Raw genomic sequence first — 14,889 nt, 5'->3', positions numbered from 1 at the left:
AAGCTCCGGAATGCCGTTATGCCGCGGTGGCGATCAGTTGTTGGGCGCCGCCGCCGTGGATGCTGCTTGCGCCGTCGGCGCCGTTCTTGCGCAGGAAGGCTTCGAACATCAGCACCGCCCACAGCGCCGTGCTGTGGTCCTTGGTGCCGGCCAGGTGTTCGTCGACCATGCGCTGCAGGTAATTCGGGTTGAAGATGCCGGTATCGACCAGCATCGGGTTCAGCACCGCCGCCTTCATCGCTTCGCGCAGCGGGCCGCGCAGCCAGGACGCCAGCGGGATCGAGAAGCCCATCTTCTTGCGGTACAAGATGTCGTCGGACAGGTAGGGCTGCAATGCCTTCTTGAACACGTGCTTGCCTTCGCCGTTGCGCAGCTTGCACGCGGACGGCAGGCCCGACACCCATTCCACGAACTTGTGGTCCAGCAGCGGCACGCGTACTTCGAGCGCATGCGCCATGCTGGCACGGTCGACCTTGGTCAGGATGTCGCCCGGCAGGTAGGTCTTCATGTCGACGTACTGGGTGATCGACAGCGGGTCGTCGGTCGGCGCATTCGCCGCGTGGCCGCGCATCACCTCGACCGCGCGGTAGCCTTGCAGCTGGCGGCGGAAGCCTTCCGAGAACAGCTGGTCCCGCACGCGGTCGACCAGGATCGACACGCCGTGGAAGTACCCGTCGACCAGGTCGCGCGCCAGCGCTTCGAAGGTGGTCTTGGCGCGGAAGATGCGCGGCGCCCAGTCGGCCTTCGGGTAAGCCTTGCCGAGGAAGCCGAATACAGGTTTGCGCAGGGCCAGCGGCAGCATCGAGCGCACCTGCTGTTCGCCCATGGCCATGCGGTAGCGGCGGTAGCCGGCGAAGTTCTCGTCGCCGCCGTCGCCGGACAGGGCCACGGTCACGCGCTTACGCGCCAGTTCGCAGACGCGGTAGGTCGGGATCGCCGAGCTGTCGGCATACGGCTCGTCGTACAGGCCGGCCAGCAGATCGACCAGGCCGTAGTCGTCCTTGTCGACGGTGTCGCACTGGTGGTTGGTCTTGTACTGCTCGGCCACCTGGCGCGCGTAGGTCGATTCGTCGAAAGCCGGGTCATTGAAGGCGATCGAGCAGGTGTTCACCGGGCCCTTGTTCAGGCCGGCCATCATGGCGACGATGGCGCTGGAATCGACGCCGCCGGAGAGGAAGGCGCCCAGCGGCACTTCGGCCTCCAGCTGGCTCTCGACCGCTTCGCGCAGGCGCACGATCAGCTCTTCTTCCATCTCCTTTTCGGACATGGCGCCGTGCGGCGTGAAGGGCACGTCCCACCAGCGTTTCGGCTTGATGTTCTGCGCATTCGCGCCGACCTTCAGGGTCAGCGAGTGGCCCGGTTCGAGCTTGAAGGCGTCCTTGAAGATGGTGCGCGGTTCCGGCACGTAGCCGTAGGCGAAGTATTCCTCGACGGCGCGCGGTTCGATCACGCGCGGCAGTTCCGGGAACGACAGCAGCGACTTCAGTTCCGAGCCGAAGACAAACGTCCCATCCGGCAGGAAGGCGTAGTGCAGCGGTTTGATGCCGAGATGGTCGCGCGCGACAAAGAAGGTCTGCTTGTTGCGGTCCCAGATGGCGAATGCGAACATGCCGCGCAGGTGCTTGACGCAATCCTCGCCCCATTCTTCCCAGGCGTGGACGATGGTCTCGGTGTCGGATTTCGTGGCGAAGGTGTAGCCAAGCGCCGTCAACTCCTTCGTCAGTTCGCGGAAGTTGTAGATCTCGCCATTGAACACGGTAACGACCGAGCGGTCCGCGTTGAACAGCGGCTGCTGGCCGGCGGCCAGGTCGATGATCGACAGGCGGCGGTGGCCGAAGCCCACGCCGGGTTCCAGGTAGACGTCGCCCTCGACCGGACCGCGGTGGAACTGGGTCTGGTTCATGCGTTCGAGGGCGGCGCGCTCGAAATTGCGCCCGCCGCGCGGGTCAAAAATGCCAACTATTCCGCACATGGTTGAGTGATCTCGTTGAGGTTGTTCGTGCGCTTGCCGAGGCGGTCGTACAGCGCCGTGTAGGCGCCGACCATCGCGGCAACGCTGTAATGGCGTTCGATGTTCGTGCGGGCTGCCGCACCGTGGGCGGCCACGCGGGAGGCGTCAGCGGCATACAGGCCGAGCGCAGCGGCCAAGGCCTGTGGATTGGTGGCCGGGACCAGGGCGCCGTTCACGCCGTCCTGCACCACTTCCGGAATGCCGCCGACTTTGGTCGCGACGACCGGCAGGCCGCAAGCCATGGCTTCGAGCAGGGTCACCGGCGTGCCCTCGGCAATCGAGGACAGGGCGAACAGGTCGAAGCTGCGCATCAGTTCCGGGATATCGTTGCGCGCGCCGGGGAACCAGACCAGGTCCGCTACCCCAAGCGACTGCGCTTGCCGTGCCAGCTTGTCGCGCAGCGGGCCGTCGCCGACCACGGCCAGGCGCAGGCGTGCGCGATGCTCTGGTTTGCTCGCCACCAGCAGGGCAAACGCTTCGATCAGGCTGGCCTGGTCCTTCACGTCCTGCAGGCGGCCGACGGTGCCGATGACGAACACGTCCTGCCCGGCCCAGGGCGTGACGGCTGCCGCGAGACCGGGCGCGAAGCGCACCGTGTCGACCCCGTTCATGATCAGTTCCGACTTCGCCGCCGGAATCCCGACCACGCCGGTCAGCCAGCGCGCCAGGTCATGCGACACCGGCACATAGCGGTGAATGAAAGGCACCAGCGCGCGGCGCAAGAAATTGTGCTTGCGGTTCAGGCCCTGCGGGTCGCTGGCGTCGCGCCCATGCTCGGCGTGTACCCGCACCGGCACGCCCGCCAGCCAGGCCGGCGCTGCGTATTCGGCGCAGGCGAAGTTATAGGTGTGCAGCACGGAAGGACGCAACTGGCGCAGCAGCTTGAACAGCTTCACGTGGATGCCCAGGCCCAGGCCCGGCTGCTTGTCCAGTGCGTAGAGTTCCACGCCAGGCCGCGTGATCTTGTCCGCGAACGCCGTGTAGCCGGTCAGGCAGACCACCGCGTGGCGGTAGCGCTCCGGCGGCATGTGGTTGATGCAGTCGACCAGCAGGGTTTCCAGCCCGCCGAAGTCGAGCCGGTAGATCAGGTGCACGACCAGCGGAATGTCCGCCGGCCGGTTGTTCTTTACCGCCATCTTACCGTCCCCGTGCCGCCTCGAGCGTGGCTTCCAGCGGCGCCAGGTTGGCGCCGAGGAAGCTGCGCAGTGCCGCGCGCGCCGTTTCCGGGTTCTCGCCGACCGGGGTCGCCACCATCAGCGCCGCGCCGTCGTCGCCGTGCATCAGGAGCTTGGCCTTGGCCTGGCGCAGCTTGCCGACGTAGTCGTTGGCGGTGAAGCTGCCGTCGACCCAGTTCCAGTGCCAGACCAGGTAGTTCCCGTGCGGACCACGCACGCGGGTTTCGCGCAGCGCCAGCGGCTGGCCGCCGATGTCTTCGACGCGGCCGCTGGAGGCGACCTGCTGGAAGCCTTCCTTGCGGCTGTCGACGCGGTTCACGGAGCTGATCAGGCGCTTGTCCGGACCCTGGTTGCGGTAGTACAGCACGTTCAGTTCGACCGGGGCGCCGCCGGCGCTGTAGCTGCCGCGCAGGGTGGCGTCGGCCGCCTGGTAGCTCGGGCTCCAGGTCGGCATGCCTTGCGGGTTCGACGCCAGGCGCTTGCCGTCCAGTTCCACCGGGGCCGGGTTGTGGGCTGCCTTGTCGCTGACATAGGCCAGGGCCGGCCATAGGGCGCAGACCAGCACCGCGACGATTGCCGCGCCGAGCACCGGGCGCGAGGCCGCGGCCACGGCCGCCGAGCCGGCCGCGGTGACCGGCGCCACCGGCGCTTCATCTTCGCGCCAGTAGCTGCCGATCCAGAACATGATGAACATCACCAGGCCGAAGAACAGCCAGCCGTAGATCAGGTGGTCGACGCCGGTGGCCAGGGCCATGTCGCTGGTGTGGCCGATCATCACGATCATGTAGGCGCGCAAGCCATTGGCGACGATCGGCACCACGATCGAGAGGCCGATGAACAGGGCGCGGCGCCAGGCCGAGCGGTAGCTCAGGTAGGCGTACAGGCAGCCCAGGGTGATCGAGGAAATCAGGTAGCGCACGCCGCTGCAGGCTTCGACCACCGACCAGTTCCCGGTCGGCAGTTCGAACATGGTGCCATTGCGCAGGACCGGGATGCCGGTGGCGCGCACCGCAGCCACGGTGAAGTCGGCGGTGAAGTTGATCAGGGGCTGGACGAACACCTCGCCGAAGGGCACGGCGAACAGCAGGAACAGCAGCGGGAAGGTCAGCGCCCCGGCCAGGCGGCGGCCCATCACGGCCAGGGCCATGGCCGGGAACATGGCGACGAATGCGTACTGCATCACCACGCCGACTTCGCCGGCACGCGCCACCAGCCAGCCGGCGCCGCACAGGGCCAGCAGGCCGATCGCCGGCCACCAGGGCGCGACCGGGATGTGCTGGAAGACTTCGCGCCGGCGCCAGATCAGCCACAGGCTGATCGGGGCGATGGCATAGCCGTGGGCAAAGGTTTCGGAACTGTTCCAGACCGAGACGATCGAGGCGGCCGTGCTCCAGTACAGCAGCAGCGGCGCCAGCAGGGCGGCAACGATGATGGCCACGGTCGGCACGGCCATGCGGCCACCCGCTGCTCCGGACAATGCCGGGTTATCGTTCATCAGCATTCGAACCTCGTTTCGATGGTGGACAGGTGGGCCGGCCAGCTGTAGCGGCGCTCGACGCTGGCGCGCGCGGCGCGGCCCATGGCCGGGTGGGGCGAACGCAGCAGGCCGACCACGGCGTCGGCATAGTCTTGCGGCGCATCGGCGACCAGCAGTTCGCGGCCTTCGACGGCCTCGATGCCTTCATAGGCCTGGGGCGAAGCGACCACCGGACGCGCCATGGCCATCGCTTCCAGCACCTTGTTCTGGATGCCGCGCGCGATGCGCAGCGGCGCCACCGCGGCCTTGCAGTGGGCGAGATATGGCCGCACGTCGGGCACGGTGCCGGTGACGACGATCGAATCGCCGGCCAGGGCCTGCACTTCGGCCGAAGGACGGGCGCCGACGATGTAGAAGCGCGCCTGCGGCACCGCTTCCAGCACGCGCGGCAGCACCTCGCTTGCGAACCACTTCACGGCATCCACGTTCGGCCAGTAATCCATGGCGCCGGTGAACACCAGGGCTTGTTCGCCTTCCTCGAAGGGATTGTCGTAGCTGCGGTCCGGGCTGAAGTAATCGGTGTCGACGCCGTTGTTGAAGAAGCCGATCTTGGCGCGGCTTTCCGGCGCCAGGGTGCGGAACAGTTCCGCTTCCGGGTCGGACACGAACAGCGAAGCGTCGAACTGGTCTGCCACGCGGCGCTCGTAGTCGAGCAGGCTGCGCGCTTCATGGCGGTAGACCCAGCTCATCGGCCAGGATTTCTTTTCGGCGTACTGGCGCCATTTGTCGGAGTCGACGTCGCAGAAGTCGATCACGCGGCGCGCCGCCGGATATTCTTCGGCGTACTGCGCCATCACCGACGAGAACATCATGATGCGGGCGATGCCGCGCTCGCGCATGGTCTTCGCGATCCAGCTTTTCATGCCGGCGTCGCGGTAGTAGCCCAGCGAGAGCGACTTGCCGGTGGCCAGGGCGACGGCGCTGCGCAGCTTGCCACCCATCGGCTTCAGGCGCGCGAAGTGGCTGGAGGCGCACAGGGCCTCGACCTTCGGCACGTACTGCCAGTCGTCCTCGTCGTCGACAAAGGTGGCCAGGTGCACGCGGTATTTCGACGCCAAATGCTTCAGCAGGTGATACGAGCGGATCTTGTCGCCCTTGTTCGGCGGGAAGGGGATGCGGTGCACCAGCAGCAGCAGGTCGGGCCTGGCTGCTTCGGCAGCCTTGGCCGCGCGCTTTTCCAGCACGCCCTCGATGATCGAATTCATGGCCGTTCCAGGAAGATGCGGTCCATGCGGTCCCAGGCGAAGTCCTGGGCCAGTGCCGCGATGCGCCTTTCCATGCGCTCGATGTTGATGTAGTGGCGGAAGCGCGCCTTGGCGCCCAGGCCCTCGGGACGCGGCTGGCCAGGGTCGACTTCCCACGGGTGGAAGTAGAACAGGGCCGGCTCGTTGTCCATTTCGTTGACGCGCTTGACCATCCAGCGCGACAGCGCATACGGCAGCAGGCGGAAGTAGCCGCCGCCGCCGGCCGGCAGCTTTTTGCCGCCCAGCTGCACCGTGGTGATCGGCACTTCCAGCAGGCCATCCGGGCCGTTCGGATAGAAGGCGAAGCGCGGCGCATCCGGCATGCCGTAGTGGTCGTGGCGGATCGGATAGATGCTGGAACTGTAGCGGTAGCCGGCTTCGGTCAGGGCGTCGAGCGCCCACAGGTTGCCTTCGCCGATCGAGAAGCTCGGTGCGCGGTAGCCGATCACTTCCTGGCCGCCGATGTCTTCCAGCATGGCCTTGCTCGAGCGGATGTCGTTGTCGAATTCGGCGCGGCTCTGGTCCGAGGCGCGCAGGTGGCCGTAGCCGTGGCTGGCCAGTTCGTGGCCGGCGTCGACGATGCGGCGCACCATGGCGGGATAGCGCTCGGCGATCCAGCCCAGGGTAAAGAAGGTGCCTTTCACGTCGTGACGCTCGAACAGCGCCAGGATGCGCTCGATGTTGGCTTCGACGCGGCATTCGCGCGTCGGCCAGCTGTCGCGGCTGATGTAGGGGGCGAATGCCGAGACCTGGAAGTAATCCTCGACGTCGCAGGTCATGGCGTTGCGGATGCGCTCGCCCGGCTGGCGCTGCGGCCGGGCTGCGGGAGTCTGCATTCTCATTCGGGGGTATCCACGTGTTGGTTCGCCTGCACCCCGTTTTGCGGGTTGGCGACGATTTTCTTCAGGATCGACAGTACCGAGACGATCGATTTTTCGAGGCGCATCATGCGCTCGTCCAGCACTTCGGCGCTGGCGCGGCGTTCCGGCAGGTGGCCGAGCGTATCGTCGCCCAGGGGCATGCCCATGGCTTCCGGCGCCGGCGTGCCAACGGCCGTCGGCAGCTGGAATTCCTCGGCGATGTCGCCGATCACGGTATTGATGTGGTCCGCGTTGAACTCGTGCAGCTCTTCCAGGTAGCCCATCAGCAGCACGCGGTCGAGCAGGGTGTTGGTTTTGCGCGGGATGCCGCCGGTGTAGCCGAAGATGGCGGCATGCGCGCCTTCGTCGAAGGCCGGGTCCCCGTTCCAGCCCACGGTGTGCAGGCGGTGCTCGATGTAGGCAACGCTTTCCTGCGCGTCCATCGGGCCCAGGTGGTAGCTGGCGATCACGCGCTGGCGCAATTGCTGCATGGTCGGGCTGTGCAGGGTGGCGCGGAACTCGGGCTGGCCGAGGAGGAAGGTCTGCAGCAGCGACTTGTCGTCGGTCTGGAAGTTCGACAGCATGCGCAGTTCCTCGACCGTCTGCGGCTTGAGGTTCTGGGCTTCGTCGATCACCAGCAGGGCGCGCTTGCCCTGGCGGTCGACGGCGCGCAGGAACTGCTCCAGGCGCGTCAGCAGGTCGGTCTTGCTCGCGCCCTCGTACGGCAGGCCGAAGCCCGAGACCACCATGCGCAGGGTGTCGTCCGGATCGAGGTGGGTGTTGACGATGTGCGCGGCGACGATCTGGTCCGAGGGCAGCTTGTTGAACAGGTTGCGCACCAGCGTGGTCTTGCCGGCGCCGACTTCGCCGGTGATGACGATGAAGCCTTCACCCTGCGACAGGCCATATTCCAGGTAGGCCATGGCCCGCTTGTGGCCTTTGCTGCCGAAGAAGAAATGGGGATCGGGACGCAGCTGGAAAGGCTTGGCCGAGAGTCCGTAATAACTTTCGTACATCGTGTCACTCCATGTTTTAGAGCTGCACCGTCACGGTGGCCGAGACGGCGTTTTCGGTGTAGTCGCGGCGCGTGATGTCGCTGTCGCCGGTGGTGCGGCGCAGTTCCAGGCTGCCGCGCACGGAACGGCCGAAGCGGTGGGTCAGCCCCAGGCGCAGCGAGTTCTGTTTGCCGCTCAAGTCGGTGTCGAGCGAGCGCGAATGGCTGGCCGACAGCGAGGCCAGCGCGGTCGAGCGGGCGCTCAGGCGGTAGCTGTAGGAGCCGGTCAGGCCGGTCTGGCGCACGCTGTCGTTCAGGGCGCGCAGCTGGCTGCCGAGCAGGCCGCTGTCGCTTTCCGACGACGACAGGGCGGTGCGCTCGCTGGCATACGCCGACAGCACCGCGCTGCTGTGGCGCCAGTTGAAGGCGCTCGATGCCTGCAGCAGCTTCTGGCGCATGTAGCGGTTGGTCAGGTAGTTGATGTTGTCGGCCAGCGAAGACGGCAGGCCGGCGGCCAGGATATACGCATCGACGGCTTGGCGGCGCAGCACCGGGTCCGGGATGGTCGCCATGAACAGCGAGTCGAGCATCGAGGCGGTATCGATCGCGGCCGGCAGCGAGAACTGCGAGCGGGTGGTGGTGACGGCGTCGGAGTAGCCCAGTTTCCAGGTGCTGTGGCGGCTGCGGTGCAGGGCCATCAGCGAGCCGGTGTTGCCGAGGTAGTGGCGGCCGACCGACATCTGGATGTTGGTGCGCGGCGACGGCGCCCAGCCGAAGCCCACCGACCAGCTGGCGCCCTGGGTTTCGCCGCCCAGGGCCTGGTAGTCGTACTTGTCGTAGCCGCCGGTGGCGGTCAGGTTCAGGCTGGTGCCGACGCGGTAGCTCAGGCCCAGCGTCGCGTTCTGCGAGGAGGTGTCGCCGAAGTTCTCGTTGTCGACGTTCTGGCGCGCGACGTGGACGTTCCAGCCGACGTTGCGAAAACCGGTGCCGCTGGCGATGTCGAGGACCACGCCGTCGGCCGTGCTGTTGCCGAAGACGCTGCTCGCATCCGACTTCACGCTGTCGTGGCTGTAGCGCAGGATGCCGCTGGCAAAGGTACCGAAGCGGTGGGTCAGGTAGGGGCTGATGCGCCAGGTCTTGACGTCGGTCTGGTTTTCGCTGGTATAGCGGTTGCCGTTCGGGTCTTCGGCCAGCGGGCCGAAGGCGGAAATGCTGCGCGAGCTGGCGCCGGCGCCGGCGTCGACGTAGAACAGCTGGTCGACCACGTTGAAGCGGCTGTCGGCGTCGTACTGGTACTGGCTGTTGCGCACGCCGGGCACGTCTTCTTCGCTGTAGTCGTACCAGTAGGCGCGCGCATTCGCGTTCAGCTGCACGCGCGAGCTGTTCGCCTGCACGGCGATCGCCGGCGTGGCCTCGGTGATCCAGGACGAGCGCTTGGTGGCGTCGCTGCGCTGGTTGACGTTGTCGGAATAGCTTTCGGTCAGGCTGATGGAAGGGGTGACCTTCCATTCGGCGTGAGCTGGCAGCGCAGCCAGCAGTGCTGCCAGCGGAGCCAGTCGAAGCGGTGCCAGACGAAGCGAACGCTGCATACGCGAACGCTTAGCCGTAGTGATAGTCATACGTTTCTTCGATGCCGGGGATATCCCGGGCCTTGTTGTAGATGAGGTTCACGTTGCTGCAGCCTTCGAGCTGGCGCAGCGATTCCTTGACCGCATGCTGGGTCGTGGTCTGGGCCTCGACCACCATCACGATCTGGCCCATGTGGCTGGCCAGTACGCGCGATTCGCTGGTCAGCAGCAGCGGCGGCGAATCGAAGATGACGACGCGGTCCGGATAGCGGTTGGCGATCTCGTTGACCATGTTGCTCATCGTCGAGCTGGCCAGCAGTTCGGTGGCGCGCGGGGTGCTGGTGCCGGCCGGCAGGATGCTCAGGGTGTCGACGTTCGTGCGCAGCATGACGTCGGACAAATCGAGCTTGTCGTCGATCAGGATGTCCATCAGGCCGCGCTGGGCCGGCAGGCCGAGCGTGCGCAGCACCGAAGGACGGGCCACGTCGGCATCCACCAGCAGCACGGTGTGGTCGAGTTCCATGGCGATGCTCATCGCCAGGTTGATCGCGCAATAGGTCTTGCCTTCGCCCGGCAGCGAGCTGGTGACCATGATCAGGTTGTTCGGGCGGCCCGGCATCGAGGCTTCGCCGAAGGCGCGCTTCAGCAGCGGGCGCTTGATGACGCGGAAGTCTTCCAGCAGGCTGGTGCGGCCGCTGGCGGCGGTCACCATGCCGGCGTCGCGCATGCGCGCCAGGTCGAGATCGACCTTGCGCGCGCTGTGCTTGCCCGAGGCGCGGCCGGTGTTCTGCGGCTGCTGCGGGAACGGCGCCGCATGGACGTGCGCATGGGCGGACGGCGCGGCCGCCGTGGCCGAGGCCAGGGCGGCGGCGGCGCTTTCGGCCGGGGTCGGCGCAAAGGTCTCGAGCGGCACGGCGTGGATGGCCGCGGGGGCCGGAGCCGCCGGCGCTGCTGCGCTCACGGCCGGCTGCGGCGCGGCGTGCGGCGCCGTGTGTGGATTCAGCGCCAGCACCTGTTCGTCGGTCTCGACGGGCGCCGGGGCAGGGGTGTTGCGGGTGTGGTCAATGCGGCTGGCCGCTTTTTCGATAATGCTCACATTCGCTCCTAAGATTCTTCCTTACAGGCCCGGGCGGGCCATCATGGTCGCAATGCCCGCGCCATACAGGCCGATCAGCAGCAGCACGGTGGCGCCCAGGCCGTACAGGCGCTTCTTGCGGCGCACCTTCTGGCCATCGGTCCAGTGCATGTTGATGGTGCCGAGGATCGGCATGCCGGTCACTTCGCGCAGCGCCGCCTGGCTCAGGAAGGTCGGGCGGAACTGGCTCATCAGGAAAGCGCCGGCCAGGCCGGCCGCCAGCGCCACCAGGAAGGCGGCGGTGAACAGCACCGGACGGTTCGGGCCGGTCGGCACGGCCGGCGCCAGCGGCGGCTCGATCACGCGGAACGACATGATGTCGGTGGCCGAGGACAAATCGCCCGAGAGGCGGGCCTGTTCGCGGCGCTCGATCAGGCGCTGGTGGTTTTCGCGGTTGACCTGGTAGTCGCGGTTCAGCTGGGCCAGCTGGGCTTCGACTTCAGGCGCCGTGGTGCTCTGGGTGCGCAGGGTATTCACGCGGTTCTGGTACTCGTTGACGCGGGCGCGCAGGGCGGCCACGCGCGACTCGGCGTCGGACAGGGTCACGTTCAGCTGCTGCATCATCGGGCTGGCGGCCAGGTTCGGGTTCACGCCGCCTTTCTTCGCCTCTTCCTTCTTGCGTTCCTGCAGCTGGTCGAGCAGGCGCTTGGTGGCGATGATGTCGGGGTGCTGCTCGGTGTACTGCAGGCGCAGCGAGTCGAGGTTCTTCTGGGTGGTGGCGATGCGCTCGGCCAGTTCCGGATCGACCGGGCCGGCGCCGTCCTTGCCGCCGCCCGTCATGCGGCGGCGGATCGCGTTGCGCGACTGCTCGGCTTCGGCCAGTTCCAGCTTGGCCTGGCTCAGGGCGTCGCTGGCCGAGGCCACCTTGCTGCCGAAATCGGCGCCTTCGCGCGGCAGCAGGCCCATGTTCCTGATCTTGAATTCCTTCAGCGTGTTCTCGGCGGATGCGAGCTTTTCTTCATAGCTGCGGATCTGGTCGTCGATGAACTGGACAGCCTTGTCGGATTCCTGCTTCTTGCCGCCGTAGCTGCCTTCCATGAAGATGGTCAGCAGCGACTGCACCACGTCCTTGCCCAGCTTCGGGTCGGGAGCGCGGTAGCTGATCGTATAGATGTCGTCGCGTTCGGTGCCGGCGATGGTGATCTTCGACATCAGGTTGTCGATCATCTTTTCCTTCTCGTCGGCGTCGCGCGCTTTCACGTCGAGGTCGGTCATGCGCATCACCCGTTCCACGTTCGGACGGCTGATCAGGGTCTGGCGCATGAAGGTGACCTGCTGGTTGATATTCGGGAGCGAGGTCATGCCCGACAGCAGGGGCTTGAGGATGCTCTGGGTATCCACATAGACCCGGGCCGTGGTCTCGTACTGGTTGGGAAGCCGCAGCACGATGGCCCAGCCGATCAGCGCCACCACCCAGGCAATGGTCACTGCATGCCAGCGGTATTTACCGATGGCCTTGAGGAAATTCAGGATAAGGGCTGTTATTTCTGCCATCTCGTCAGTCTCGCCATGAATGCCGACGCTGCTGCGCCGGCTACAACAATCAACAAAGAACCCGCATCATCGCTTGTAGTTTGTGCAATTGCAATTGCGTGCCGGAAAATTGTGCTAATAAACGCGCCGGATGGCACCGCTTACAACACAAATTCTCAGCTGCAACGCATAAAACCCGAGCCCAGGCCGGCTTGACAGGGTATTATTGTCGTCAAGCAAACTTTGCTGGGTCTAAAATGTTGCACTAGGTCAACCGTGAGAAGTACTGCGGGAAGGGCACGGGATCGCTTTGCTCAACATCAAGCTGATGTATTGTAATGTCTAAAATGCAAAAAGGTCTGCACGATTGATTCCTAATCGAAATAATAAAAAACTGCGGGCATCAACGCCGCAGCAGTCGCGCCGTGCCTGGCTGGGCGCTGCCTTGCTGGGCGTGGCCAGCCTGCTGGCGCTGCCGATGCCTGCGGCACAGGCCGATGGCCTGGTCCGTACAATTCCACAGGTCAAGCCATCCGTGGTCGGAGTCGGCACCTTCCTCAAAACCCGCAGCCCGTCGGTGATGTTTACCGGCACCGGCTTCGCGGTCGGCGACGGCCTGAGTATCGTCACGAATGCCCACGTCGTGCCCGACAAGCTCGACGGCGCCAAGATGGAGCAGCTCGGCGTGGTCGTCGGCAGCGGCCAGGACATCGCTTTCCGCCCGGCGCGCCTGGTGGCGCTCGACCGCGAGCACGACCTGGCGCATCTGCGCCTGGAGGGCGGGGCGCCGCTACCGGCGCTGGCGCTGGGCGACTCGCGCACCGCGCTCGAAGGCCAAGCGCTGGCGTTCACCGGCTTCCCGCTCGGCATGGTGCTGGGCCTGAACCACGTGACCCACCGCGCCAACCTGTCGGCCCTGACGCCGATCGTCATGCCGTCGATGAGTTCGAAGCGCCTGGATGCGCGCGCCATCACCCAGCTGCAGCGCGGCGGGCTGAAGATCTTCCAGCTCGACGGCACCGCCTACCCGGGCAACAGCGGCAGCCCGGTCTACGATCCGGACAGCGGCGCCGTGCTGGGGGTGATCAATATGGTGTTCGTGAAAGGCTTGAAGGAAACGGCGATCACGACGCCCAGCGGCATCAGCTATGCGATACCGTCCCAGTACGTCGCCGAACTCCTGGCCAGGCCATGATGCAACAAGTGTGAAAAAAGAGAAGTATTTCAATCGTGCATGCCTTTGAGGAAACACGATTACGATACAATACGCCGGTTTGATGGCTAAATAACAATTTTTGTGGCATTCGACACAGCGGGGCGTTGCCGGTCGCTGCATGCCGGGAAAGGAATTGACGTGAACAAGATCATGACGAACCTGACGAAACTGACCCTGGCGGTCGCCTGCGGCCTGGCCCTGGCGGGTTGCGCCACCAAACCGGCCGCGCCGTCGGCCGCCGCAATGGCCCAGGCCGCGCCGGCCGACTACCTGATCGGACCAGGCGACTCCGTCAACATCATCGTCTGGCGCAATCCGGAAGTGTCGATGTCGGTGCCGGTCCGTCCGGACGGCAAGATCACCACCCCGCTGGTCGAAGACCTGCCGGCCGCCGGCAAGACCTCGACCGCGCTGGCGCGCGACATCGAGACCGCGCTGGCCAAATTCATCCAGCAGCCGGTCGTAACCGTGGTCGTGACCGGCTTCGTCGGCAACTACGGCGAACAGATCCGCGTGATCGGCCAGGCGGCCAAGCCGCAAGCCCTGGCCTACCGCCGCGACATGTCGCTGATGGATGTGCTGATCGCCGTCGGCGGCGTCACCGAATTCGCATCTGGCAACAAGGCCATCATCATCCGCACGATCGACGGCAAGCAGGAAAAGCTGAACGTGCGTCTGGACGACCTGATCAAGGAAGGCGACATTTCGGCCAATATGCCGATGCGTCCGGGCGACATCCTGGTGGTCCCGGAAAGCTTCTTCTGATCCTGCCTGAACCCTGCTGACTGTCGGGTTTTCTTACAACGACGCCTCCTGGGCGTCGTTGCAATATGGACCTGTACCCCGCCAGCCCCGCTAAGTGCTTGATTCGTTGTTGCAATTAGTCAATTTATTCGGGCTGGTACGGGGTTTGCTTTAGTAATAAAAAGCAAAGGCCCGGCAGGGTAGTGGCATACTGCTATTCATCCGGAAAACGTCGCTTATAAAAAACGTCGCTCAGGAAAGTCGCTCAGGGAAAGTCGATATGGAAGATCAAGAAGGCCGTAGCGCCCCGGCAAACGCGGCGCAGGAAGCACAAGCAGCGCCCCAGGTGCCGCAACTCGATGCGCGCGGCGCATCGCGGCGCCGCTTCACGCGTGCCGGCGCCGGTGCAGCCGGCGTCATCCTGACCTTGCACAGCCAGCCCGGCATGGCCACCTACGGCAACTATGGCGGGGTCTGCGCGTCGCCGTCGGGCTTCATGTCGATCAAGACGGCCAGCCATAATCCGCAGAATTCCTGTAGCTACAACCGCTCGTTCACCTACTGGCGCGACAATTCAAAATCCTGGAAGTCGCGTTGCGGCACCCGCCCGGACACCCGCTTCGTCGAAGTGCTGCAACCGCGCGGCGCCTACGTCCACCTGAAGAATTTCACCCTGCTGCAAATCGTCCAGCAGACCAAGGAAGTGCGCGCCATCGACCGCTCCTTCGTCGCGCTGCAGATCGTCACCGCCCTGCTCAACGCCCGCGCCTCGGAACGGGCCGGGATTCCGAGCGTGCTGCCGGAAGACCAGGTCGTGGCCATCTGGGACGAGTACAGCCTGAAGGGATCGTACAAGCCGAGCGGCAGCGCCAGGCCGTGGAGCGGCCTGCAGCTGGCCGCCTATTTGCAAACCACTTTCCGCTAGTCCGATC

Annotated in this window: 12 protein-coding genes; 3 read left to right on the top strand and 9 right to left on the bottom strand. The window is 65.6% G+C overall.

Annotation, left to right across the window (positions count from 1 at the left end; translation table 11 throughout):
* Positions 1 to 16 precede the first annotated feature (16 nt).
* The 9 genes from LK540_RS05825 to LK540_RS05785 are packed head-to-tail and all read right to left on the bottom strand — an operon-like array spanning position 17 to position 12,018.
* A complete protein-coding gene (locus LK540_RS05825; protein WP_229436101.1) occupies positions 17 to 1,972 on the bottom strand; it encodes an XrtA/PEP-CTERM system amidotransferase in 1,956 nt (651 codons plus the stop codon).
* Positions 1,960 to 3,147, bottom strand: coding sequence for a TIGR03088 family PEP-CTERM/XrtA system glycosyltransferase (locus LK540_RS05820; protein ID WP_229436100.1), 1,188 nt, complete (start codon positions 3,145 to 3,147; stop codon positions 1,960 to 1,962). Before LK540_RS05820 ends, LK540_RS05825 begins: the two co-directional genes overlap by 13 nt.
* 1 nt (position 3,148) lies before the next feature.
* Entirely contained in the window at positions 3,149 to 4,687 is a 1,539-nt protein-coding gene (gene xrtA, locus LK540_RS05815; RefSeq protein WP_229436099.1) for an exosortase A, read from the bottom strand.
* The gene (locus tag LK540_RS05810) at positions 4,681 to 5,928 is read right to left on the bottom strand and encodes a TIGR03087 family PEP-CTERM/XrtA system glycosyltransferase (RefSeq protein ID WP_229436098.1); all 1,248 of its coding nucleotides are present in this window, start codon (positions 5,926 to 5,928) and stop codon (positions 4,681 to 4,683) included. The genes xrtA and LK540_RS05810 overlap by 7 nt, the downstream gene beginning before the upstream one ends.
* Positions 5,925 to 6,809, bottom strand: coding sequence for an XrtA system polysaccharide deacetylase (locus tag LK540_RS05805; RefSeq protein ID WP_229436097.1), 885 nt, complete (start codon positions 6,807 to 6,809; stop codon positions 5,925 to 5,927). The genes LK540_RS05810 and LK540_RS05805 overlap by 4 nt, the downstream gene beginning before the upstream one ends.
* Positions 6,806 to 7,843: an XrtA/PEP-CTERM system-associated ATPase gene (locus LK540_RS05800; RefSeq protein WP_229436096.1), complete on the bottom strand. Its 1,038-nt coding sequence runs from the start codon at positions 7,841 to 7,843 to the stop codon at positions 6,806 to 6,808. The genes LK540_RS05805 and LK540_RS05800 overlap by 4 nt, the downstream gene beginning before the upstream one ends.
* A 16-nt stretch (positions 7,844 to 7,859) precedes the next feature.
* Complete coding sequence (locus tag LK540_RS05795) at positions 7,860 to 9,440, bottom strand: TIGR03016 family PEP-CTERM system-associated outer membrane protein (protein ID WP_229436095.1); 1,581 nt, start codon at positions 9,438 to 9,440, stop codon at positions 7,860 to 7,862.
* Positions 9,421 to 10,485 (bottom strand): XrtA-associated tyrosine autokinase, encoded by a 1,065-nt coding sequence (locus LK540_RS05790; protein WP_229436094.1) that lies wholly within the window; start codon positions 10,483 to 10,485, stop codon positions 9,421 to 9,423. Before LK540_RS05790 ends, LK540_RS05795 begins: the two co-directional genes overlap by 20 nt.
* Before the next feature lie 21 nt (positions 10,486 to 10,506).
* Entirely contained in the window at positions 10,507 to 12,018 is a 1,512-nt protein-coding gene (locus LK540_RS05785; RefSeq protein WP_229436093.1) for an XrtA system polysaccharide chain length determinant, read from the bottom strand.
* Between the two features lie 346 nt (positions 12,019 to 12,364).
* On the opposite strand from LK540_RS05785, the gene LK540_RS05780 reads away from it, so the two are divergent.
* The 3 genes from LK540_RS05780 (at position 12,365) to LK540_RS05770 (ending at position 14,882) form a co-directional block, all read left to right on the top strand.
* Positions 12,365 to 13,192, top strand: a complete 828-nt coding sequence (locus LK540_RS05780; RefSeq protein WP_229436092.1) for a serine protease — start codon at positions 12,365 to 12,367, stop codon at positions 13,190 to 13,192.
* A 171-nt stretch (positions 13,193 to 13,363) separates the two neighbouring features.
* Entirely contained in the window at positions 13,364 to 13,978 is a 615-nt protein-coding gene (locus LK540_RS05775) for an XrtA/PEP-CTERM system exopolysaccharide export protein (protein WP_229436570.1), read from the top strand.
* Between the two features lie 259 nt (positions 13,979 to 14,237).
* Positions 14,238 to 14,882 (top strand): hypothetical protein, encoded by a 645-nt coding sequence (locus LK540_RS05770; protein WP_229436091.1) that lies wholly within the window; start codon positions 14,238 to 14,240, stop codon positions 14,880 to 14,882.
* Positions 14,883 to 14,889: the final 7 nt, after the last annotated feature.

Source organism: Massilia sp. IC2-278 (assembly GCF_020708045.1).
GTDB lineage: Bacteria > Pseudomonadota > Gammaproteobacteria > Burkholderiales > Burkholderiaceae_D > Telluria.
This window is presented reverse-complemented; position numbering and strand designations above follow the sequence as displayed.